The sequence below is a fragment of the Enterococcus sp. AAFC-DPL-5182 genome (assembly GCF_058216605.1).
In genome coordinates, this window is the sequence record NZ_CM177101.1 from 3,639,895 (window position 1) to 3,664,074 (window position 24,180).

Annotated in this window: 23 protein-coding genes; 5 read left to right on the plus strand and 18 right to left on the minus strand. The window is 35.0% G+C overall.

Annotated elements, in window-relative coordinates; all coding sequences use genetic code 11:
- Positions 1 to 24: 24 nt before the first annotated feature.
- The 3 genes from AC4BB7_RS17090 to AC4BB7_RS17100 form a co-directional block, all read right to left on the minus strand.
- Positions 25 to 825: a PTS system mannose/fructose/sorbose family transporter subunit IID gene (locus AC4BB7_RS17090; protein ID WP_170923023.1), complete on the minus strand. Its 801-nt coding sequence runs from the start codon at positions 823 to 825 to the stop codon at positions 25 to 27.
- Positions 818 to 1,609 carry a PTS mannose/fructose/sorbose/N-acetylgalactosamine transporter subunit IIC gene (locus AC4BB7_RS17095; RefSeq protein ID WP_086314644.1) on the minus strand — a complete coding sequence of 264 codons (792 nt, stop codon included), beginning with the start codon at positions 1,607 to 1,609 and terminating at the stop codon, positions 818 to 820. The genes AC4BB7_RS17090 and AC4BB7_RS17095 overlap by 8 nt, the downstream gene beginning before the upstream one ends.
- Positions 1,610 to 1,869: 260 nt before the next feature.
- Complete coding sequence (locus AC4BB7_RS17100; RefSeq protein WP_086314645.1) at positions 1,870 to 2,796, minus strand: PTS sugar transporter subunit IIAB; 927 nt, start codon at positions 2,794 to 2,796, stop codon at positions 1,870 to 1,872.
- A 234-nt stretch (positions 2,797 to 3,030) separates the two neighbouring features.
- Between AC4BB7_RS17100 and AC4BB7_RS17105 the strand changes: the two genes are divergently transcribed.
- Positions 3,031 to 3,738, plus strand: a complete 708-nt coding sequence (locus AC4BB7_RS17105) for a GntR family transcriptional regulator (protein WP_086314646.1) — start codon at positions 3,031 to 3,033, stop codon at positions 3,736 to 3,738.
- Between the two features lie 18 nt (positions 3,739 to 3,756).
- Here the strand turns inward: AC4BB7_RS17105 and AC4BB7_RS17110 are convergent, their stop codons facing one another.
- The 4 genes from AC4BB7_RS17110 to AC4BB7_RS17125 all read right to left on the minus strand — a co-directional run bounded on the left by AC4BB7_RS17110 (position 3,757) and on the right by AC4BB7_RS17125 (position 9,418).
- Positions 3,757 to 5,535 (minus strand): glycoside hydrolase family 35 protein, encoded by a 1,779-nt coding sequence (locus AC4BB7_RS17110; protein WP_490483869.1) that lies wholly within the window; start codon positions 5,533 to 5,535, stop codon positions 3,757 to 3,759.
- Positions 5,536 to 5,547: 12 nt separating this feature from the next.
- Positions 5,548 to 6,711, minus strand: a complete 1,164-nt coding sequence (locus AC4BB7_RS17115) for a glycoside hydrolase family 88 protein (RefSeq protein ID WP_490483870.1) — start codon at positions 6,709 to 6,711, stop codon at positions 5,548 to 5,550.
- Between the two features lie 141 nt (positions 6,712 to 6,852).
- Complete coding sequence (locus tag AC4BB7_RS17120) at positions 6,853 to 7,680, minus strand: hypothetical protein (protein ID WP_086314649.1); 828 nt, start codon at positions 7,678 to 7,680, stop codon at positions 6,853 to 6,855.
- Entirely contained in the window at positions 7,667 to 9,418 is a 1,752-nt protein-coding gene (locus AC4BB7_RS17125) for a DUF2264 domain-containing protein (RefSeq protein WP_490483871.1), read from the minus strand. Before AC4BB7_RS17125 ends, AC4BB7_RS17120 begins: the two co-directional genes overlap by 14 nt.
- A gap of 356 nt (positions 9,419 to 9,774) precedes the next feature.
- On the opposite strand from AC4BB7_RS17125, the gene AC4BB7_RS17130 reads away from it, so the two are divergent.
- On the plus strand, positions 9,775 to 10,578 hold the full coding sequence (locus AC4BB7_RS17130) for a hypothetical protein (protein ID WP_490483872.1): 804 nt from the start codon (positions 9,775 to 9,777) through the stop codon (positions 10,576 to 10,578).
- A gap of 94 nt (positions 10,579 to 10,672) precedes the next feature.
- Positions 10,673 to 11,020: a YbhB/YbcL family Raf kinase inhibitor-like protein gene (locus tag AC4BB7_RS17135; RefSeq protein WP_490483873.1), complete on the plus strand. Its 348-nt coding sequence runs from the start codon at positions 10,673 to 10,675 to the stop codon at positions 11,018 to 11,020.
- A 256-nt stretch (positions 11,021 to 11,276) separates the two neighbouring features.
- Here AC4BB7_RS17135 and yqeK read toward each other — a convergent pair whose 3' ends face one another.
- From yqeK to AC4BB7_RS17155, 4 genes are all read right to left on the minus strand, one after another.
- Complete coding sequence (gene yqeK / locus AC4BB7_RS17140; RefSeq protein WP_490483874.1) at positions 11,277 to 11,855, minus strand: bis(5'-nucleosyl)-tetraphosphatase (symmetrical) YqeK; 579 nt, start codon at positions 11,853 to 11,855, stop codon at positions 11,277 to 11,279.
- Positions 11,856 to 12,002: 147 nt separating this feature from the next.
- Positions 12,003 to 12,569, minus strand: a complete 567-nt coding sequence (locus AC4BB7_RS17145) for an NADPH-dependent FMN reductase (protein WP_490483875.1) — start codon at positions 12,567 to 12,569, stop codon at positions 12,003 to 12,005.
- An 11-nt stretch (positions 12,570 to 12,580) separates the two neighbouring features.
- On the minus strand, positions 12,581 to 13,660 hold the full coding sequence (locus tag AC4BB7_RS17150; RefSeq protein ID WP_490483876.1) for an LLM class flavin-dependent oxidoreductase: 1,080 nt from the start codon (positions 13,658 to 13,660) through the stop codon (positions 12,581 to 12,583).
- A 37-nt stretch (positions 13,661 to 13,697) separates the two neighbouring features.
- A complete protein-coding gene (locus AC4BB7_RS17155) occupies positions 13,698 to 14,120 on the minus strand; it encodes a MarR family winged helix-turn-helix transcriptional regulator (protein WP_490483877.1) in 423 nt (140 codons plus the stop codon).
- Positions 14,121 to 14,346: 226 nt separating this feature from the next.
- Between AC4BB7_RS17155 and AC4BB7_RS17160 the strand changes: the two genes are divergently transcribed.
- Positions 14,347 to 15,309: a tRNA dihydrouridine synthase gene (locus AC4BB7_RS17160; protein ID WP_490483878.1), complete on the plus strand. Its 963-nt coding sequence runs from the start codon at positions 14,347 to 14,349 to the stop codon at positions 15,307 to 15,309.
- 187 nt (positions 15,310 to 15,496) lie between these two features.
- On the opposite strand, the gene AC4BB7_RS17165 is transcribed toward AC4BB7_RS17160, so the two are convergent.
- Both AC4BB7_RS17165 and AC4BB7_RS17170 read right to left on the minus strand, forming a co-directional pair.
- On the minus strand, positions 15,497 to 16,207 hold the full coding sequence (locus AC4BB7_RS17165) for a DUF6287 domain-containing protein (RefSeq protein ID WP_490485166.1): 711 nt from the start codon (positions 16,205 to 16,207) through the stop codon (positions 15,497 to 15,499).
- Between the two features lie 373 nt (positions 16,208 to 16,580).
- Entirely contained in the window at positions 16,581 to 19,334 is a 2,754-nt protein-coding gene (locus AC4BB7_RS17170) for an SIR2 family NAD-dependent protein deacylase (RefSeq protein WP_490483879.1), read from the minus strand.
- Between the two features lie 528 nt (positions 19,335 to 19,862).
- On the opposite strand from AC4BB7_RS17170, the gene AC4BB7_RS17175 reads away from it, so the two are divergent.
- Entirely contained in the window at positions 19,863 to 20,051 is a 189-nt protein-coding gene (locus AC4BB7_RS17175) for a hypothetical protein (protein ID WP_490483880.1), read from the plus strand.
- A gap of 216 nt (positions 20,052 to 20,267) precedes the next feature.
- Here AC4BB7_RS17175 and AC4BB7_RS17180 read toward each other — a convergent pair whose 3' ends face one another.
- The 5 genes from AC4BB7_RS17180 to AC4BB7_RS17200 form a co-directional block, all read right to left on the minus strand.
- Complete coding sequence (locus AC4BB7_RS17180) at positions 20,268 to 21,011, minus strand: hypothetical protein (protein ID WP_490483881.1); 744 nt, start codon at positions 21,009 to 21,011, stop codon at positions 20,268 to 20,270.
- Positions 21,004 to 21,435: a hypothetical protein gene (locus AC4BB7_RS17185; protein WP_490483882.1), complete on the minus strand. Its 432-nt coding sequence runs from the start codon at positions 21,433 to 21,435 to the stop codon at positions 21,004 to 21,006. Before AC4BB7_RS17185 ends, AC4BB7_RS17180 begins: the two co-directional genes overlap by 8 nt.
- A 429-nt stretch (positions 21,436 to 21,864) precedes the next feature.
- Positions 21,865 to 22,305: a DUF4279 domain-containing protein gene (locus AC4BB7_RS17190; RefSeq protein ID WP_490483883.1), complete on the minus strand. Its 441-nt coding sequence runs from the start codon at positions 22,303 to 22,305 to the stop codon at positions 21,865 to 21,867.
- Positions 22,306 to 22,317: 12 nt separating this feature from the next.
- Positions 22,318 to 23,850 carry a T7SS effector LXG polymorphic toxin gene (locus AC4BB7_RS17195; RefSeq protein ID WP_490483884.1) on the minus strand — a complete coding sequence of 511 codons (1,533 nt, stop codon included), beginning with the start codon at positions 23,848 to 23,850 and terminating at the stop codon, positions 22,318 to 22,320.
- Positions 23,851 to 23,860: 10 nt separating this feature from the next.
- A complete protein-coding gene (locus AC4BB7_RS17200; protein ID WP_490483885.1) occupies positions 23,861 to 24,145 on the minus strand; it encodes a hypothetical protein in 285 nt (94 codons plus the stop codon).
- Positions 24,146 to 24,180: the final 35 nt, after the last annotated feature.

The window sequence follows — 24,180 nt, forward strand, 5'->3', positions numbered from 1 at the left end:
CTAATCACCTATTTCATCGTTTTATTAACCTAAAATACCAAAAGCACTTAATGCAATTGAAAGGATCAAAATAATCCAAATCACTCGAGTTGAGTTTAATTTCTTTTGTCCTAACATCCAGTAAGTCAAAAGAACCAAGAGAATCGGCACTAATGATGGTAAAATTGCATCTAATGTATCTTGGATAACTAACTCAACGCCATCTTTTTTATAAACAAATGGAACTGTGGCTTTGATCACCGAAGGAATCAGCGCACCAATCACGGTAATTCCTAAAACTGTTGCTGCATTTGTAAATGCTGATAATTTATCTTTCAATGTGGTAACTAACTTAACGCCTTGCTTATACCCTAACGGCAATAAAGCTGCTCGGCCAAATAATAATGCAATGTTGGCAATGATCCAGATCACACAGCCAACAACAGAACCATTTTGTGCAAGAGTTCCAGCAACTGAACCAAAAATTGTCCCCCAGATGACATGGAACAGCGAATCACCCACACCTGCAAGTGAACCCATCAAAGCTGTTTTCAACGCAACGATCGTATCTTTAGCTTTATACCCATCTTGTTCTTCGATCGCCACATCGATCCCCATAATCAGATTGCCAAAAATAGCATTCGTATTAAAGAATTGATTGTGGGTACGCAACATATCTTGAAACTGTTTATCATCATGTCCGTAGAATTTTTTTAATACTGGTAAGATTCCATATAGATACCCTGAACTCATCATTCGCTCATAGTTCCAGTTTAATTGGCTTCCTAAGATATAGCGCCAACTGATTGCATTCAGTTCTTGTTTTGTTAGTTTTTGATTACTCATCGCCATCAAATCCTCCTTCAAAGTTGCTTGTGCTAGAAGCCGTTTGAGTTACTGCTTTGTCACTGTCACGTTTAAATACAAGCATTGCCGCAACCATTCCGATGATCGAAACACCTAACATCGGCACTTGTAAATACGCTGCTAAGAAGAAACCTAAAAGCAGATATGGAATATATTGTTTGGTTGGCAAGTAACGTAATAAAATCCCCACACCCACAACTGGCAAGACACCACCCGCTGTTTTTAACCCTGTCATTAACCATTCCGGCGTATTTTCAGTAATCGTTGTAACAGCTGCATCGCCGACTAATAACATTAAAAGAATTGGTATCGCACGAGATAATCCCCATAAAAATGAACCAGAAAGAACTAATTTAGGAATTCGTTTGATTTGCATATTGTCGATGGCTTTATCAACACGATGTAATAAAAACACATTACAGAATCGTGCAACAACATCTAATTGCAACATAAGCAACGACACTGGAACCGCTAAACCGATACCATACTCAGCACCTTTTCCAGAAATCACTGCAAAGGCTGTTCCCAATACTGCTCCCGTAAAATAATCTGGAACAGAAGCTCCACCAAAAGCCGCAATACCAAGACGCATAAGCTGTAACGTTCCTCCAACCATCAATCCCGTTTTCAAATCACCCATGATCATCCCAGAAATCATTCCGGCAATCGCTGGCTGTGTCAACGTATTTGAAATAAGTGAATCATTAATCGCAATAAAAGCATAAACCGTGATAAGAATAATTTGATACGTCGCTAAATGCATAAATTTCCCTCCTAATTTTAAAAGCGTAGCGGGCTCGTTCAGTTCTGACTGAAAAATAGGAAAATAGGTTTGTGACGCTTTTTGTCACAGGCATATTTTATCTTTTTTCCGAAGAACTAGCCCGTGAAGCTAGACAATTTAAAAGCTGAAAGAGCTCGTTCAGACTCGACTGGAAAATAGGAAAATCAGAGGATGGCGCTCTTCGCCACAATCAGATTTTATATTTCCCCCAAAAAAATCAGCTCATAATATACAAAATTTTAACTTCTTAATTTTTTCATGAAATCGATCACTGGATCATTTGGTACCAATTGAGCGGTTACATTTACTCCTTTTGAAGCAATCGTCTCAAAAACCGTTTCTTCTGTTTCTAAAACCTGAATACTTTTCGTCACTTCACGAGCGCCCTCTTTATAACTCATATTCCCAACATTAACTGCTTGGATCGGTCCGCCCGCTTCAATAAACTTTAAGACATCCGTCGGGTTCTTGAATAATAAAAACAGTCTCTGTTTCCCATACTTACCAGAAAGAATATTTTCAGCCGCTTCAGTGACAGGTAAAACAGATAATCGCATAGAAGTAGGTGCAGCCATTCTGAGAGAGGATTTTTGTAATGGATCGGCGGCGGCTTCATCATTTGCTACAATAATTCGCTGTGTATCTAAACTTGTTGACCATATCCCTGCAACCTGACCATGGATTAAACGCTCATCGATTCGCGTATTAACGATATTCGCTTTACCAGCATACTCACTAAAATTACTTAATTCTGCTTCCAAGTTAGCCTCTGAGATATCTTTCTCCGCCTTATTCATACCAGCCTTGACATCAACAATATTTTCTTTTGCTAAACCAATCAGTTCTTTTATAGATACTTGTTGATTTACAACCGCTTCGATCACGATTGAAAGAGTCATTCCAGCAATGATTTCAACATCCTCCACATTTAAATAATTCTTCACAGCTACATTACAAGGCGTTCCTCCTAGTAAGTCTGCGATGATCAGCGTTGATCCGTTAAGGGCTTTCATTTTTTCATTCAACTCATTTTCAAACTGGATGTTGTCTCCATCTGGCCGTAAAGAAACAGTATGAATATGCTCTTGTTGTCCAACAATCATCTCGAGACTCACTTTGACACCTTCCGCCATCCCGCCGTGGCTTATTAATACAATATTTTCCACTCAATTCCCTCCTAAAGTGCAGGTCGCCCTACTTAACATGTTATGCCCCTTACGAATATACTATAACACATGATAAGTTATTCGTAAACCTAACATCTTAATATGTTGAGTTTTTTATTTTAGCCTTACTTATTGTGTGTATTTATTAACAGAATAGGCTATAATGCAATTGCTAAAGTTAAATTAACATGTTATGCTTAATTGACTATTCTATGAGAACGGAGGTAATCCATCGTGATCCCTAAATATGAGCAGATCAAACAGGATCTCTTAAGTGAAATAAAAAATCACACCTTTATCCCTGGTGATAAATTCTATTCAGAGGCGGACATCAAACGAAGATACTCCGTCAGTTCCATTACTGCAGTAAAGGCATTAAATGAATTAACCAGTGCTGGATATCTTTACCGCATACAAGGAAAAGGAACATTTGTCTCAAAATCAAAAGTCTCACAAAACGTAAAATTTTCTGATATAGAGCTTCATTCTTTAGACACAGAAAAGATTCAAGTCGTTTCTGTTGAAGAAGAAAATAACCCTGAAATCTTAAAAGAGCTAGGGTTGTCCGCTAATAGTTCTTATTATAAAATCATCCGTGTCCGTTCTTTTGGTGATGTTCCTTTTTTGGTTCACATTACACATTTACCAAAAAAATTAATGAAAGAACCCATTTCAAAAAAACTATCCACTTATTCTAGTGTTTACGAGCGCGTTCGAAAAGATTTTGACGTTGATCTGTTCTCATTAGCTTCAGTGGAAACGAATGAGATCGTCTTTCCAGACGATGCAGAATTGTTAAATTTGTTGCAACTAAGTTTTCGTGAGCCTGTAGTGAAACAAATCAAGCATTCTTATTTACCTGACCGAAGTGTGGCTGAATACATCGTTAGTTACAAACATTGGAAGTATTTCAAAACTAAAATAGAAGTAGAAGCCGAATAAGCTTCTACTTCTATTTTTTTAATCTACGATTGCTTTTTCTGAAAATGTAAGCTCAGTAATTTCTTGTCCTTCTGTTTCAAAAATCACAACGTCATTATGTCCTTTGTTCAAGAATTCTTTTGGACAGTAAAGTGAACGAATCGGTCCAACATTCCAGTAACGACCAAGGTTCATTCCGTTTACCAAGACAATCCCCTTACCATAAGCGGAACAATCTATAAAAGTATCTCCCACATTCTCTAACTCGAACTCTACTTGATAAAATGAGGGCTGTAAGGGATTCATCCCTGCCGCGTAATCGATTGCCTCCAACTGCTCTGTGGAAAACATCAACGGGTATTGTTTATAGCCTTGATGAAAATGGATATCCTGCATGATCCCGCCGCGGATGCCTTTTGATTGCGTTGGACTATTTAGTTTAAAGCCATAATTTACTCGGCCTAGATTTTCTACTAAAACGTCTACGCTAATTAACTCTTGATTCGCTTGACCCTTTATTGTCAATTCTTGCCCTAGCGTTTCTTGATATTGCGTCGCTTGATGTTCCCCATCGACATAGACTTGAAGGCGATCGCTAGCTTCTACGACCTTCAATTTATTTTCACGAAAATAATTGTTCATCTCTGCTGAATACAACATATAGCCATATCCATCACCTGCTTCTTCCATGCTTAGCGGATACATTGTCTGTTTGGCCTGCATCATTTTATCCTTTGTTGCAAAAAGGGAAACACTCCTTTTTACAGGATATGAACCTAGATCTACAAGCTCTTTTTTTCTAGGTTCTGCTTGCCATACATCGGGACAAACTTCTTTGATGGCTCTTTGGACATGATAGTATTTTTCAGTTGGTTCTCCTGATTCACTTAATAATGCATCATAATCATAACTTGTCACTTGAGGCAGATCAAGCGTCCCACGAGCGGAACAGCCATTATAAAAACCAAAGTTCGTGCCACCATGAAACATATATAAATTCAACGAGCCAATTTCCAGCATGTCTTTGACCTCTGCCGCTAATTCCTGTCCATCCCGCTTGATGATTGGCTCATGCCAACGATTAAACCATCCATCCCAGTATTCCATACACATGATCGGCCATTTTTTACCGTGTCGCTCCATAAATTTACGCATCACAACGGCATTTTCTTTTGAGTGACTGCCAAAATTTCCTGTTACAAAAACATCCTCTTCAATCAACGTTCCTGCGTCTAGCACTTCTTCCCACGCACCATCAGATGTAAACAGCGGGACATTAATACCAAACTCTTCCATCAACTGTTTTGTCTGGCGCAGATATTCTTTTTCCATTCCGTAAGAGCCATATTCGTTTTCGATTTGCATCATAATAACAGGACCGCCATACGTCAGCTGCAATGGAACTAATTTAGGTATCAAAACACTAAAATACTGGCGAACTTTTTCCATAAAAAACGGATCTGTCGAGCGAAGACGCACGCCTTTTTCTTTTAGTAACCAAGCTGGAAGTCCACCAAATTCCCATTCAGCACAGATATAAACAGAAGGGCGCAAGATCACCATTAGCCCCATTTTCTGAGCAAGCTTTACAAAAGCTTCAATATCTTTTAATCCTTCAAAATCATAAGTTCCCTCAACAGGTTCATGGATATTCCAAGGAATATAGGTTTCGACCGTATTGGCACCTAAGGCTTTTAAGTTATACAAACTATCTTCCCACTGACTAGGTGTCAGCCGAAAATAATGAATCGCTCCGCTGATCAGCTTGATCGGTTTACCATCTAATAAAAAATCTTCTTTTATCTCAAACGTTTGCATCGTCATTCTCCTTTACCAGTATCTTTGCCATGTTGGTTTTGCTAATCTGATCAAAGCCTCTAAATAAAAGTAATCGCCCCATAAGTTTGGCTCATCGATTCCTTTACCCTCACTATGAGCATAAACACCATGTAACAACAAACCTTCATTATCTATCGCTTCTTTAGCTGAATAGTGTTCTCCTAGTTGATACATCATGCCTTTTGCGAGAGCTTTAGCATCTGGATAAGCCTGTAATCGTTCAGCTTCCAGTAATCCGCAAACAGCAATTGCAGCAGCTGAACTATCTTTGTCAGAAGGAGACTGATCGTTAAAATCAAAATCCCAGTACGGCACAAGATCTTCAGGCAAATGTTTAAGAAAAACATCTACGATTTCTGCATAATTTTCTGGAAATGGTTTAGATTGAATATAGCTTTCATTTAACGGAATCCCTAACACTGCCCAACTTTGCCCTCTTGCCCAAATCGATGCATCACTATTTCCTTGATGAGTTGCACCATGACTCGGTTTCCCTGTCTCAGGATCAAAATAGTAAGTATGAAATGTTGTTGCATTCTCTCTGATCACCGTATTCAACAAGGTGCGATAATGCTTAGTTGCCACAGCTGAATAACGAAGATCGCCAGAAATTTCTGTTGCGCTAAATAATAACGGTAAGTTGAGCAAAGAATCAATAATCAAACGGTATTCTTTAGGATCACCATATTTCCCCCACGCCTGGATAAAATTGCCTTGCGTCTGAAAACGAGCCACTAATACGTCTGCCGCCTGTAAAAGTTCTTTTTTGCAAGCCTCGCTACCTGTGATTTTGTAACCTGCACCTGCTGATAAACTATACAGAAAACCGATATCATGATGATCTAGCACAAAATGATCATCTAAACGTTGCTGAAAACTTTTAATATTTTCCATTGCTCGATTCAAAAACGTTGCTTTCCCAGTCCATTCATATGCTAACCAAAGCATCCCTGTCCAAAAGCCATTCGTCCAATCATCATTGGCTTTGATTCTATATTTTCCATTTGTCCCGCAAGCGGAAGGGAATTCCGTGCCAAAGCGCGCCATATTTTTCTCGATTTGTGTGATACACCAATGAATTTGCTCATCTAGCCATTGTTGCGTCACTTTTTCCCCTAAATGAATTAGCTTATTTTTATTCTCTTGAAGAGTCATTATTCACATCTCCTTAACTTGTTAACATATTAACTAAAATCATTATAACTCAAAAAAAATTAAAAAGCGAACGTTCCTTGGAAATTTTTTCCAGCAAAAAACCATGATTTCTCTATCTATGAAAAACCATGGTCAATTTCTTTACTTATTCCTTCCAAAAACCTCAATTTGTGTAAGAGCTGGAAATGGAGATTTCTCCACTGCTTTTTTGAGGTTTTTCAACGTAACAAAACTTGTTTCTTTGGGAGAAAAATGAACTTCCTGAAATCCTGCAGCATTTGTTGTTGATACAATACTCTGTGAGCCGTCAGAAAATGCCAATGTCACTTCAGTCCAGTAACTATCGTGAGGATAGTCTGCTCTAAATAACAACCTAATCCAATCAATTTCTACCTTACGACCAAACTCAATCGTTAAAGCAGCATCCTTTTGTTGATTAATGCCCCACGATGCAAATGGATACGAACCATGAGATAAATTCCCAAACTTCCCGTCAATCGCATTTTTAGCAAAAAAGACGGCATCATCTCTAGTCTCCACATTGGCATGGGCATGTGGATAAGCGCCTGATAACTCTTTTTGATCATGGGCATTAAAGGAAAGATTCTGATAGTTTTTGATTTCAAAATCATGCGCTTTTCGCACCATTAAGTGATGACGTTTAGAATGAAAGCTGGTTTCAACCGAAGCCTTTCTAGCCGCATCTGATAACGGTATTAGATATTCCCACGTTCTTTGAGGCAGATAAATAACCGACGACGCCAAGGTTTCATCTAACTGTACGACAAAGTATTGATCTTCTTCGTCTGTTGTCACAACAATTTTATCCCCTTGTTCATAAGCATACTCTTTGATAGCCAGAACTGCCATGTCATCCCCTTGCGCTACGTAAGCTTGCTCCTGTTTTTCATGATCGATTCGACCAATGATCGGCTGATTCGTTTGATTTTTCAATTCAATTTTTATCATGCTCTTTCACTCCTTCTTTTTGTTCAAGTATTCCACCAACGAGACATATCAAGCGATGCCTACCAATCGGAAGTACTTTTTTCAAACACGGTAAACTTGTTCTTGGGAAAAATAAGGACGTATTCGCTTCTGGAGTGACCAGCAACGCTTCTTCATACCCTTCAATCCCAATAATTCTAGACGTAAGGCTGCCTTCTGTTGCAAAAGCCCAGTCAGTACCGACCGCTCCTTTTGATTTTCGCCCAGACAGTGGTACGCTGAAGCCACCTTCACGAATCTCTATCGGCATCTTAGTATCGATAGTATGCACACGCAGATGCCACTGATCAAAAGGATAAATTTCCGTTTCGATCAATACTTCTTTAAAAGGAGACCACCGCTGATAAACACATGTTTCCGTCAAACGATAGTCTCTTACTTCCCTTTTCGTCCTAAAATATCGACCATCGCAAGAAACAGCTAATGTATTATCAAAAGCTCCTTCCTCGTAACAAACACCTGCTTTAGGCACACTAAAACCAAACTTAGTAGAATAAACAAATTTACTATATTTCGCTTGCGCATGCGCCTGTCCTTCAACCATCATTCCTGCTGGATAACCTAATAAATGATGACCCGATTTTTGTTGAAGCAAAAGCAGATTGCCCTTTTCTACAAGTTTTTTTGAGCTTTTCTGAACGGGTAATAATTCTGCCTGCCAAAAAGGATGATCTGCTTCTACTGCTAGCAATAAAAATGTTTTTAAGGCCCAATAAGGGGAACCTGGCGCATTATATCCTTCAGCCACCACGAGATTTTCATAATGGTAACCGATCGAAAGTCGCCCATCAAAAGTGAAGATATCATGATTCATCCAGCTTTTTAAATGTGCAGATAGTATTGTTTTCATTTCTCCCCAAGGGATCGCTTCAACATCAGCAAATATCAACGCTGAAAAAAATGCGCCTTGAGCAAATCGATAGGTTAAACTCCGCCCATATGGCAATGCTTCCCCATCGCTATCAAAGTAATAAATAAACTCTTGAGCAAACAGCGTAGCTCTTTCGATAAAACGCTGCGACCATTCAGGATCTTCTTCTCTCATAAATCGTGCATAAATCAACCCATAATAATGAAAAGCAAATGGAATGTAGTAGTCTCTTTGCGCCGCTTTTCCATCCACATACCATCCTGCCCCGATATACATGGAATCCACTAATTGCAGTTCCACTAATAGCTTCTCACGATCCAATATCTCGCCACAATGATATAGGGCAATTCGAATCAACACTTTGAAAAAAGTCCAATTATTTTTAGGAATTTTTCGGTCCAACGCTTGAGATAACCAGTTGATAACGTTTTGTTGCGCCTGTTTCGATAACTTTTCCCAGAAATATTCTTTGTGTAATAACAACGTCACAGACAAAGCAGCAGTTTCGACAATATATTGATCATAATTGTCGATCATCCCCCAATAATAAGGTCCTGTTGGATCTGTTCCTTTAACCAATTTATCTAGGTATGCATCTCTTAATTCATCATCTTTTTGAAAAATCCAAGAAGGCGCAATCCCCCACAACGGGCGAACAAGCGCTTCCATATCAGCTCGTTGTTGATTGTATACAGCACCACTACTGCCTAAATGTAGCCCTGCAGTGTCTGTTTCAAGTATTTCCCTTCTCAAAGGGCGGATAATTTTTTCCAGAGCACTCTGGAAATCTTCTTGTGTCACAAATTGATTGCTGCGAATTTTTTCCATCAATGGAACCTCCTTCATCAATTTACTGAACAGAATAACAAGGAGGCACTTCTTTTTCAACTACAATTTTACAATCAAACCAAATGAAAATGAGAAAATACGGATCTCCCTTTTTTACTTATCTTGTTTTCAAATTAAAGAAAAACAGTCTTGCCAATACAAAAAGAAACCAGTTCTTATGAACTTACTCTATCGAAAATGAGCAAATGGTAAGCTTTTACAAATTCACTCTCATAAAAAAACTTTACTAAAATACACCCTTTTTTATGATAAACACTCATTTTAGGATTTATTGATCGTTTCATGATACTATTTACTTACATCTCAAACGACAAAAATGGTAAAAGGAGCTTAACATGGAAATCAATTTATCTGTGCTTATTACAGAAGCAAAAACAACAATTACCTTCCCTAACAATCACGGCCAAATCAACATCATTGATAGCAATAAAGAAATCACATTAGACCAACCTGCTGTCTATATTTTGTTAAAAGATAACGTGATTATTTCCATTGGAAAATCAGCTGCAGGCAACTTCCAAAATGACGTAGATTTTAACAAAATAATTATAGTCAACCCATCATGGGATATCGAATTAGACTATTTAGAACAACAATTCATCACAGAAGCCACGGCAAATGGTATAACACTCACTAATCTATCTGAAATAGAAACAAAAATCCCTACCAACTATGAAAAAGCGGTTACCACCTACAAAGAAGACGTACTTTTAGTTCTTGAAACATTCGGTTACCCTCTAAAGCGCCACGAAGAACCTAAAAAAGAGAAAGCCAAACCAGCAAAAGCACGCCATAAATGGACAAAAGAAGTCAGTCAAATTGAATTTTTTATTGATACCAGAGATAGCAAAGCCACTGCACTTTGGCATAAGCGAAATGAAATGCTCTTAAAAGCAGGCGCTACGATGATGGCAACGCCACCGCTTAACAAAGACGGTTCATTGGGCTTTTCAGCTAAAATGGGTCAAAGAATCAGAGAAGATCATAAAGACAAGGTGAAAAACTTCGTTACGACTGAAGATATTATTTTAAAAAGCGTTAATGAAGTTGGATTGTTTTTATATTTTGGCGGAACAAATAGTTGGCTTGAGCTGATCGATGCTAATGGGAAAACCCTTAATGAGTGGACAGTTGTTTAACTAAAAAAGCATACCCACTAAAAAGTAAGTGATTTTCAAGCTTAGTATTTTCCTTTATGATGAATGTACAAATAATTCAGTAAAGGATGATACGATGAATATCAGCAGTTCAGCAATTGAAAATGGTTACTTTTTAGATAGTTATGGCGGACACGGAACAAAATTTAATGAAAATGGAATGCCTACTTACTCTATCCCTTTTAAAATAGAAAATGCACCTGAAAATACTAAAAGTTATGCTGTCATTTTATATGACATAGATGCTTTTGCTGCAACCAAAGGTTTTCCATGGATCCACTGGGTCATCTCTGACTTAACAAGAGCAGAATTATCCGCAAATGAAAGCCAAACAGCACTTGATTTCACTCAAGGATCAATAGTTAGCACAGTCCACTCGGGACCAATCAATCAAATGAATTATCTTCTTTTTATGGTGGTATGACACCTCCTGATAAAACCCATACGTATACACTTAAAGTTGAATACAGTTTGAGCAGTTTGGGTTTGGAATTATTAGAAGCATTGAAAATCATGCAGGAGCTCGGTTCAAGAATCAGCGGCAACTCAATTTGCCTCTCAGCTGATAACAAGATAAATGCTTGAGGTTAACACACGGTTCAAGTTCTTTAGTAACCAACGTTACTAGAGAACTTTTTTCGTTTTCCTTATACAATAAAAAATAGTAAAGAGGAACTTGCTTAATGATGTTTTAATTTCAAATAAGCTTCTCTTAACCATGGATGAATCACTTGAATGTCATGATTTAACAGATAGTCGATATAGCAGTAGGCCGCTTCTTCTAAAGAAATGTCTAAAGCTACCATAAGTTGGTTAAGATACGGCGGTTCACCTTTTCGATCCCATTTTATTTTGTCGGCAATAAATACAACTAAATCTAAATCAGAATACTCCTCTTTTAACGTCGTATGGCATTCAATAGCAGACAGAATTGCTGGATCCGTCACATTGAATTCATTTAACGCAATTTCCTTTGAGATTTTTTGATGAATAATCATAGGAAGCTCTAATTCTTCTTGATATAATTCGATCCCCATCTTCTTGGATACATCGATTCTTTGATCATCTGGGTAAATAGCTGAAATATCATGTAAATATCCTGCAACTCGTGCTTTATATGGTTCATCTAAAAATTTTTTCCCTAATTCATATGCATAATCGCCTACTGAAATACAGTGTTCATACGTTTTCAAACAATTTTGATCCGTTAGAAATTCCTTTATCAAGTTTTTTAAATTGTTTTGGTCGCATGTCTCCATATTATGAGCCTCCTGAAATATGATTTTATTTTTTAGTTGATATGTTACTCTCATGATACCATTTTATACACGTGCTAACTGCCACTTTTTAGGATAAAAAAATACACTCTTCTAAAAAGAAAAGTGTATAAATTCTATTATCGTCTCTTAAAAATCATATTCTGCTTCTTTTTGCTGAATCATTGTTTGATACGTATCCAACAATAAGAAGAAATCATCCACGAATCGATCCAAACGAAATTCAATATCAGGATTTTTAATTTCTTTTCGAATAATATCCTGCTCTGTAATAAATACATAGTTCGGCACTAAATTCGCCTTCATATAACTTAAAACAGGGCGGATTTGTTGCTCAGGGATCAAAAAGTGTTTCTCTGATCCAGCTGTGACGATCATTCCTGCTACTTTATTTTGGAAAGCATTGACTGGCAACATATCAAATAAATTTTTCAACGTTCCAGGCATCGATGCTTGAAAAATCGGTGTTCCAATAATCAAGCCATCTGCCTCCATGATTTTTTTCAACGCAATACCAACTTCACCTTCATGCTGAAAATATTCCCGACCATCAGCGAATGGAAATTGTATTTCAGAAAAATCAATCACTTCAACTTCAGCATCTTCTCGTACTTCTTTTATTTTATTCATTGTATAATTTACGGCTACCCTTGATTTACTACCAAAAGCGGAACCGATGACTGCTACGATTTTCATAAAAGCTCACCCTACTCTTTCGTATATTTTTTAACTTCTGGCATCACTTTCGTCGCAATCAATTCAATATTTTTCTTCACAAGATCAAGCGGCACTCCACCAAAATCGATTTGTGCCATAAAACGTTGATGTCCATATAATTCATATTGATAGAGCATCTTCTCGATAATTTCATTAACACCACCAACCATCAATGTGTCTCTGCTATCAGCTGATTGGGCAAAATGCTGCTTCGGATACGTTCCACCCCGAATCGCACTCCAGCCAGCATTTAAAAATGGATACATCTCTTTACGCGCTTGGCTGCCAGACTCTGCAACATAAAATAAACTTGTAGTAGCAAGCGGAAATTCTTTCTCATCATAACCTGCCTCTGTTAAAGATAATCGATAAGCATCTACTGCTCGTTTAAAAATCGGAGCAGGTCCAGCTAATGTCGTCAACATCATGGCAATCCCATCTAATCCAGCTTTTATTGCACTGTCCGCCGGTCCACCTACCGCTCTCCAAATAGGTAAATGACCACGAACAGGTTGTGGTAGAATTTCTGCATTTTTTAGCGGGGCACGGAATGCACCCTCCCAATTCATTCGTTCATTTGGTGAAGCTTCATTCAATAGCTTTAACAAATGCATTTTTTCTTCAAATAGTTCTTCATAATCTTTTAAGTCAAATCCCAGAAGCTCATAAACACCAACACGAGAACCTCGACCAGCCACGATTTCAGCACGACCGTTTGAAATTAAATCCAAGGTTGCATACTCTTCATAAACTCGGACTGGATCATTGGTACTTAAAACGGTGACTGAACTAGAAATTTTGATATCTTTGGTTTGTGCCGCGATTGCGGATAGAATCACTTGGTTGGCTTGTCCGATAAAGTGGCTTTGATGACTCTCACCAACACCAAATACATCGATTCCTGCCTCATCAGCAAATTTCGCTGCTTCGATAATATCATTGATTCGTTGCTGCTCGCTGATTCTTTTTCCTGTCATTGGATTTGTAACGTAATCGCCTAAAGAATACAAGCCGATTTCCATCCCTTTTGAGGAATCAATACCGAATTTTTCATTCATTTTTTTGTTCATTTTCCTGCACTCCTTTTTCATTATCTTGATATAGTTATCACTTCATCAACTTTTTACTGATTTTTGCTAGTTGAAGAACTTCTTGTTTGGTTAAATTATCAAACGCTGCTGCCTGCTGCTTACTTTGTGCAATAAAACAATTATCTAGTTGTTTTTGTCCTTTATCGGTTAAGGAAATGTATTTTTCCTTCCATTCTTGTCGACGCGTGATCCAACCATCCGACTCAAATTGCTTGATCATTTGAGAAACTCCACCCTTAGAGATCAGTAACTTCTCTCCTAGTTCTTTTTGCGTGATAGGTTGATTTTCCTGAATTTGATGGAGCATATCAAATTTTGAAGCATTTAAGTCATATTGTTTAAGAAACTCATTCGACTGGAGATTGCTCTTTTGAACGAACTGCAAAATGGACATCCAGCAACTTAATTTTACTTTTTCTGAAATCGATAACTTTTCCATTGATTGAACCTCCTTCATAGTTTAGGACTAAACTGATAACGTTAGTATATTATACTTACTAAAAATAAGCAAACTATCGATTCCCACTATTACCAATTTTTGTGGTTCTCAATACTAGCTCTCATCTTAGCTGAGCAAATCTTCCCTTTGATTCTTTCTACTATTATTAGTATAATGATTATGTTTTTCAGATCGTAACCGAAAGTAATAGAGTGGAGATTATAGAATGATGAATAATTTTTGGGCAGAACTACCAAAGCCTTTTTTTGTTTTAGCACCAATGGAAGATGTGACAGATGTTGTCTTTCGCCATGTTGTGAAAGAAGCTGGCGCACCCGATGTCTTTTTTACTGAATTTACGAATTCGGATAGTTATTGCCACCCAGATGGTAAGGAGAGCGTACGTGGACGTCTCGTTTTTACCGAAGATGAACAGCCGATGGTCGCTCATATTTGGGGGGATAAACCAGAATTCTTTAGAGAAATGAGTCTTGGTCTAGCTGACATGGGATTTAAAGGCGTTGACATCAATATGGGCTGTCCAGTTCCGAATGTAGCGGGTCGTGGAAAAGGAAGCGGTCTTATTTTACGACCAGAAGTTGCCGCTGAGCTGATTGAAGCTGCAAAAGCAGGAGGTATCCCCGTCAGCGTCAAAACGCGAATCGGTTATGCAGAAATAGCCGAAATGGAGGAGTGGATCACCCACTTATTAAAACAAGATATTGCGAACCTATCTATCCATTTGCGAACACGAAATGAAATGAGTAAAGTCGATGCTCATTGGGATTTGATCCCTCAAATTATGGAAATTCGTGATCGTGTTGCCCCTCAAACACTCATTACGATCAATGGCGATATTCCTGATCGCACAACTGGGTTACAACTTGCGGAGCAATACGGCGTAGATGGAATTATGATCGGTCGCGGGATTTTTAAAAATCCTTATGCGTTTGAAAAGGAACCAAAAGAGCATTCATCTCAAGAATTGCTTGGATTATTGGAGATGCAGCTTGATTTACAGGATCAGTATGCTGAAATGGTGCCACGCTCGATCGTTGGCTTGCATCGTTTCTTTAAGATTTATGTAAAGGGTTTTCCTGGCGCAAGTGATTTGCGTGTTAAATTGATGGGGACAAAATCGACGGATGAAGTGCGTGAGATTTTGAAGGATTTTTATAAAGAGAAATAAGGCTATGATAGAATAAGTTGTTTTAAGCGCTCACTAAAATGGAGCGCTTTTTCTTTTGATTTTTGTCAGGATATTAAACAAAAAAAGCACCCATTTTTTGTGGGCACTTCATAAAGAAATCGCAGTATCTCATTACAGATGCATACTAATTTTTTTGAATGCATTGTTTTAATTCCCTAACACATATCTAGTCGATTTTGTAATAGACATACTCTGCGCGAACTGATGTAGCGGTATTTTGGGTACCCACAGCAACAATTTTATCTCTGGTGCTATCTCCTTCAAGTAGGTCTCCCACTATCCCTTTTGGTAAAAATGATACGTAGATTACTGCACTTGGCAGACTACTTTTTAAAGAAATAAATCCTTGATTCTCTTCAATTCCTAATTGCTGTTCATACGATTGAACTTTATTATTATCTCCCATAAAAGATACTAACTCAGGTGTCCCGTCAGGTGAATTCAAAGTGGGAATATTTACGTTTAACCCATTTATTTCCGCTGCTTGTTTCTGGTTAGAAATGTCTGTAAAACTCATTGTAGTGTTTTCCACAAAGATTGTATTACCTAATCCATTTTCCCAAATTCCATTAAGGCTCGAATAATCTCCTTGTTGAATTTGAGAGAGATTCATTTCTTCAGTCACTTCATTTACTTGCTCTTCTTTTACCTGTTCATGTGATTGATCTGTTTCTTTTGTGTCCTGAACTGTGCTTGATTGTTCCGTAGTTTGTTCTGTGGTTTCTTTAGTTTCTTTAATACTAGTAGTCAACTCTGTAGTTGCTTTCATACTAGCTGATGATTTATCAGTACCCACGCTTGATTTACCAGAATTATTACACCCTACTAATAAGCCTGAAAATGCAATGCAAACACCTAACAAAATAGTTCTTTTCATTTTTTTCACAACAAATCCCCCAAGTCTTTCGTCTATTTAGTGAAATCTATTTATCATTCTCATAGTAGTATACAATGCGGGTTCCGTCTAGCTTTAAATAATGTTCTTCTCTCTTTTCAAGCTAGATTATAATGTTTAAATCCTTAGCAGTTTATAAACTAACATCTAGTTACAAGAAAAAAATAAAAAAGACACCTTCAAAATAATGGAAAGTGTCATAAATATTGTAATTAAATGGTACTCAATTTCTTGCGAAATCTCCGCCCCATATTGTATTCGTAAGCGAATAAATTCGCAACGACTTCAACAATTTAAACGTGATTTAGAAAAAAACTGCGAGCTGAATAGAATACTCTGAATCTCCACCTATAAATTATAATAAATCTTTTTTACCTGATTCAAGTTGTCTTATTGCCCAACTATTTATAATTTTTTTATCTTCATCTGTATCACATAACAATTCTTTTAATTTAGAAAAATTCATGATTTTTAATAATTTTTCAATTAATTCATCTGATCTTATGTCAAATAGTATCCAATCAACTATTGGAGATTGGCCTATCATTCTTTCTTCTATTTCTTTGCTCCTGATTTGCTTCCTATCCAAATAACCTTGTTGAATTAAATTAAACAATTCCAATGTAGCAACTTCTGTTTTGTCTGGATAATACCTAATCCCTTCAGTTTCTTCTACTTTTATCCGTTCAATTATATCAGAGAAAACATCATCCTTAATTTTATTAAAATTATTTATTCCAGACTCAATTAAACTGATAATGAAGCTATACGATTTTCCATTAGAAGGTAATTTGGAATATTTATTCAATATTTTGTTAACTAAGTTACGTTCTGGTTTTCCTAAATAATTGTAAAAATCAGATAAATATCCCTTATACTTTTCTATATGTCGCAACTTTTCTTTTACTGTATTAAAAATTAAAAATTCTTCAAAAACGTTTTCTATATTTAATTCTACATTTTCATCTATTTTTTTTAGTACTTCTAATATATTTCTGTATTGATCAAAGTTTGCAAAATGTAATTCATGATTCTTGCTCATTATAATTTCTATATGTCTATTGATACATTTAACTATATCCGGAACATCTTCTGTTGTAAAATTATCGCTTTGAGTTATTAACATAGATAGAATAGCCCTACACTCATTTCTATTATTGTAATAAACTGGGTATTTACAAAATAAATCAATTACTTTTCTATAATTAAAACCTTCAATGTCTACATAAGATAAAAAAGTTATATATTGCTTCAGCAGCGAAACATTCTTGTCAAAATGACTCTTAGCATCACCACATAACACTAAACTTGTATCTAGAATATAACCAAACGCTTCTTCAGTTATTTTAATTGTTTTAAAAGTATAGTTACCCTGATAAATAGGTAATAGTTTTAAATCTATATATGGAATTAGTTCTTCTACATCATTCATCTCAATTGCATTTATCATTGATGAAGCCTGAGCAAAAGTGTCATCTTCAGGATTTAAATTGTTTGAATTAGCAAATGCGACCAGTAAACTTTCAAAATATCTGTTAACTATCATCTGAAACTCTTTATAGTGTCCAACACAGATGCAATTTTTATTTACAAATTGCATAAATGAGTGAAACTCATATTTTAATAATTTAAAATTATTATTATATGAAAAGCCACCATTTTTCACAGTATTATGCTCTGATTTCAATTTATCTAACAGTTCATTTATTTTGTACATTTTTTTATAGACAAAATTAAAATTTAGAATTGTATCTCTGAAATAGATAGCACTTTTTTTAATATCATTTTTTGAATTATCTATTATTTTATCTATTACTTCACTAAGTTCTGCATTCACAATACTTTGAACTAATTCAAGTTTTTCTTCGAACCCATCAAATACTATTTTAGATACATTAAACTCTGCAATCATATAATTCAAATAATCTTGCTTACTGTATGCTTCATTTGATATTTCTCTAAACTTCGCTTTGGCTTCGTTATTTCTATTTAACTTATACAAATCAAAAGCAGGTTTTAAAACAGCATTACTTTCAATTTCTTCAAAATGATTAATCTCTACTCCTAAAAAATTAGTTATCCACGTTTTATTTTCCAAAAATTTGTTTGCCTTACTATCTTCTGGTAATTCAAATACTAGCTTTTCCGTATCATTTAGACTATAACTGTAGCTGTATGGAGTATAAAGATAGGCACTTTTTTCCAAATTTATATGGCTAACAACATCTCTTGATTCTACAAAACTAAGTTTATCTAAAAATTTGATATTTCCCCACAATTCTTTATAATTAACAACTTTCTTGTTCTTATTATTACTTGATATTTCCGATAGAAATTCAACAGTAGATACTCCCAGATTTTCATTAGAAATATCAGATTTTTCACTCGATAATACATGGATACCCTTTTTCTTATAGTACTCAATAACAGCTTCTCTAGGTTGATTGGGTGTATAGAAATAAGATTTTTTTGTATGATCTCCTAAACTGTTATGAATTAGTCTAAAAATTGAATTAAATGTGCTATCTCCCAATGAGTAACCTATAAATAAGATAGTATTATTCATTATCAATGATTTTACTAAAGTAGACATCATTGGAAAGTTATTTTCATAGTCTAAATAATCATTCTCCTTTAAAACAATATTTTTTCTATCCAAATCGCCATGCATTTTTATCAGGTGCCTATTTCCTTGCGTATACGGAATATCATCGTCACTTTTAATAATACTATATTTTGTGATACCTTTACTTAATTTTTCTTCAAGTAAAGTATCATAATTTGTTGTTATAATATGTCTTGGTTGTATTTTTAGAATATGCTCATGTATTTCGTTAGGTCCTGCATTCATGTATTCCCCAAAAATATCAGAAATTTTCTGAAAATATTTCTGTTGCCCCCAAGTATCATAATAGAATTGAGCAACTTTTAAATTATCTTCTTCATTAGCTCCAAGCGATAACTCTATTCTTAACTCGTTTATAAGTTGATTCCAACTAGGAAGTCCTGAATTAGCCGATACTCCAGCTCCAACAAAAATAATTAAAGAATCATCATTCATAGCTTCAATAATACGATTAATTGTTTGTTTATACATTGCTGACTTCATTTTAACCTCCTAATTAAATTATTATTTTACCTTTATCAGTTACTGTGTACACTCTATGGATAGTAATTTATGGTATACTAATGTAATTTTGAATATCTATGAAGGAAAACTCACTTTAAAAACCAACTATTTTTAGCATCATCTACCCGATGTAATAATTTTCAACATATATCAAGGTATTTTACTACTAATTTCAACTTGTATCGACTGAACAAAGTAGTCACAGACTTTCAATTCGCACTCATTATATTAACGAAATATAGCGTTTACAAATATATTTTCACTTTTATATAGTCAATATGTATTTACATTTTGACTACACTACTATTATACATTATAAACGTCTACTTGCTAGATAAATTTACCCAATATTCTTTAGTTGAATAATATCATCTATATCCAAAGCTTCTGAAATTCTAATTAAATTTAGTAAGCTATGAATTTTTATTTCAAATATTATCTCCTTCATAAAAACCTCTCCCTTTATTGCTTATATAAGCAATGTAAAAAATAAGGAGAAAATACATCATGACAGAACAACGAACAGAGATAATTTTAACAAAAAGCAACCACCTAATTAAGGAAATTTCATATCAAGATATGTATCAATTGAAAAATACATTCAATCAAATTTATTCATGGACAGAAGCCTTAGCTGTGCTAAATAAATTTTTTAATAACAGAAATGTTGTTCCACAAGGTAAGAAACAAATATGAGAGAATTTCATTACAGCTCTTATATTTTCAATACCTTTTATTAAGATTTCTTAGTCAGTACAACTCCTTTAGAGAAAAAAATTGAAGTGTTAAAAACAAGACCAACAGTTAGAATATAACCATGTTATTCTATTAGACTCTGAACACAACATCTTCACAAAAAAAGCTACAGCCACTATGATTTACTAACATATTGGCTGTAGCTCTTTTTTGTGGTTATTTTTTAAACATATTTTGTTCATTAACATATTGAACATATATTAAACTCATAAATCTCATTACTTCAATACCTAGAACATTACTTGAATAATCTTCCCTACCTTTTTTTGTAAATTCAATACTATAGTTCTCTATAATTTCCCAATCAACAGTATTTTCCATAATAATTTCTTCCATATCTTTAACCAGTTTTTTTCTGACTACAAAAACATAATCTAATTTGATTAAATAATCTACAATTTCTCTAAGTTTTTTCTCCCCAATGAGCTTCCCACTATCAACCAAATTAATATCTCCAAAAGAAATATCAGTTAATAACGACTGAACCATATCTGAAACTTGCCTATTATAAAAAACTTCTTTAGATACTATTGTTAAACAATAATCCAATTGAGAAGAGTAAATAGCAATCAGTGATTCTGATAATTCGTCAAGTTCTATAGTTGTTTCATTTTTTTGAGGATACCACACTAAGTTTTCATTAATTTCAATATCTGGAATAGACCACTCTGTATCTACATGTGCATCTAGTAAAGCTTCTTTACTGCCTGTATCTATTTCTGTTTCTGATGAGATTTGGCATTCTATAAATTGTTCATTCTTTAAATTCACAACAAAACTATTAATTAATGATATTAGTTCTCTATAAGTAAATATATCTTTATTCAACACATCATCTGCAGATATCCGCTTACTACTTTTCTTTTCTACTTTTTCTAAAAAATTAGCAACATTATACATACGACACCTCATTTTCTACTAAATTAAGGCATCTAATGAATCCATCTTCAACAGGATAAGAAACAATATAATTTTCAATACCTTCTATTTGATTTGAATGATTAATCTTATGACAATTCGACCAAGAATCCTTTGGAAATTTTTCCCCTATAAAAAGTTCTGGTGGAGTTAAGGTAGCATCTACCAAATTCCAAAAATTTTCTCCCCAGATTTGCATTTTTTTCGATTGCCCACATTGTATTTTTATCATTATTTTTATTTTGTCGAACCCTTGAGCGTTTAGTTTTTTTCTCATTTCCTTCATAACCATTAAACAGTCTTTATAATCAAATGTCGTTTTATTTATAAAAAAATCTATGTGGTCTGAATAAACTTCACTAGAACTATCTTGCCACTCTGCAATAAATTCATCTATATTTTCCATGTTATTACTCCTTCATATTAAGGTAGTTTCCAACCTATATCTTGTAACCATTTTAATATCTTCTTAGTCAGTTTTGGTGGCTGACCACTAGAATTATGCCTCCTGAACCATCTCTGTTTAGAGTCCACCTAGAATCATCGAAATGGATATGATCTTGCGCATCTTCTACATCATTAAATTCTTTATCGGCTCTTTTTATCCCTTTAGGTGCTTTTTGTCAACATTACTATTGATCAAAAAAACTTCTAAGTCATCTAATATTAATGGCGTACTTTAAACTATAAAAATAGACACAGATAAACTCCTCTTTTATCTAATGCCTATTCATTCTTAATTTATTAATAAACCTTATTTATATCATATTTTATAAACTAAATGAGCTTTTCTTTCCATTTTTCTATCAAAATATTCCTTAACCATGCAATAATGCTAACTTTCAGAATCTTCTTCATAGGTAATGATGTCAAAACTGATTTCAGCATCAATTTCACTTAAGAAATGAACCATTGCTGAATCTACAACCATTGCAGGAAAATCTCCATCATAACAATCTATTGATAATACTACGGCATATTTAATTTGTTCATCTGTAGACATTTTTTTCAGAATACTGGTTTTAGGTCTAAATTTACTTAATATCTCCTGATATGCTAAAGTAAAATCATACATCTCTTCAAACGTTTTACTATAGCACCAATTATGTCTTGGTTTATATTCATCAGGTAGATCGGGATTATTTTTTATTGCATCTGGCCAATCATCCTTAGTTCTAACTTTTGTTGGTTGTACCTCTAATTTTTGTGTCATATTTTCTAAGTTAAAATCTTTACCATCAGCGACTAAGCTAATTTTTATTTTTGGTAATTTCATAAGTTCCTCCATCTATTTTATAAAGAAATGTCCAGTTTCTATAATTATATTCCCTCGCTGTGATTTTAAAAGAATTTGTCCTGTAACAGTATCATACAAAATATCAAATTTTGAGACTGCATTTTCACCCACAAACGATTCCTTAAAATCATGAGCATCATCATATCCTTGTTTTTTTGCTTGTTTATTTGCGGCTTTGTTTCCATCTATTTTCTTTAAACTACGTTGCTCTCCTGCTCCTCCTTTAGAAGCAAAATTACTCGTTGTTAATCCATTAACCCCATCAACAGTTAACGCAACGCCAGCTGTCGTTACTATTACACCTTCCGTCACTATCACACCATCAATAAGTATTCCTACACCACCCGTTGCTAATGTTACAACGGCACAGCCACCAATCGTCCCAATAATACCTGTAATTGTCGTTACCACACCTAATGTTGTCTTCACAACATTCCCTACAATATCCAAAAATTGAGCAACCGCATCTATGCTTCGATCAAGCCAACTTTCTTTCATTGCTTCTGTTAGTTGAGCTGTTAGCTTCTCATCTTTTACACCATTTGTATAAACAACATAGACAACATTTCCAGCAACATCTAATTCTGTCACCGTTTCAACACGACTTTTTGGTTGGCTATCATTATATCCTTTTAAATTTTTAAACCATTGTTGATTACCATAATCAACAATTCTATATCCGTCTCTTGGATTAAGAAAATTTGCTGGATTACCTAATTGTGCTAATCCTGTGTTTACATCACTGATCAAACTAGATAATTCCGAATAATGAGAGGCATGACTAGATTCAAAAGCTTGATATTTCTGTAAAATCTCAATATCTTCTTTAATAGGATCAATACTCTGTTGTTTAAAAAAATCACCTAATACAGGAACATTCTTCATCGACTTAGCCAAATCACTCATTAAGTTAGTATATTCATTTTGAGCAGTTTGTAAATCTCTAAGCAATCCTTCCAAATCATCTGTGTCTAATACTTCATCTGTCTTGCCAACTTCACCAACAAAATCTGTTAAATAGCTATTTAAACTGTTGTCCATCTCATAATAAACGTTGAATAGTGCTTTGTCTATCTCTTGATACGCTTGGAGATGGCTCACAGTTGAAACCCAACCACCACCTAATAAATTTCTATTTCCAGCTAATCCATCTATTGAACTTGTCACAGAATTAAAACTACCTACAGCATTTAAACGTTCCGAACGAATGCTACTTTTTACATCACTTAGTTCCTCATACATTATTTTCATCGGAGCCCTCCTTTCTAGTTTCTTCATATAGTAATTCAGCTTTTTCATAAACTGCTTTTCTTCCAGTTCATCTAATTTTTGATAGACTTGTCTTTCTGAATCTGTCCCTTTAGAATAATGTAGGACACATTCCCATATCTCTTTTTGTCGGTTGATTGCTTTTTGACACTCTTCATAAGCAAATGGGATCTCTCCAGTTTTCTTTTTCAAGCTGTTGAAATCTTCTTCTGCTTCCTCTACTTTCATACGCAAGCTAAATAAATTCTTATCCATCTATTCCACCTCATGCTTGCATCGTTGTTGCTATGCTATCTTTTATTTTTTGATCCGTTTCTTCAATTGCATTATGTACGGCTTGAACATTTCTTACTTCTGTAGCTAAACACGTTTTATAGGTATCAATTGTTTGCTGAAAAGAAGTCATCAATGTTTTTAACTCATTTGTTGCTGGACTTGTAGATGTATTAATGCTATTTGTTGGCTTAAAATTAATATTTCCCTTTGCAGCTAAAATATCCGCAGCAAATTTAGCAACTGCATTTCCATCTGTACTGACCGTTTCTCCCATTTTTTTCACACTCCTATTAATTATTACCGTTAACA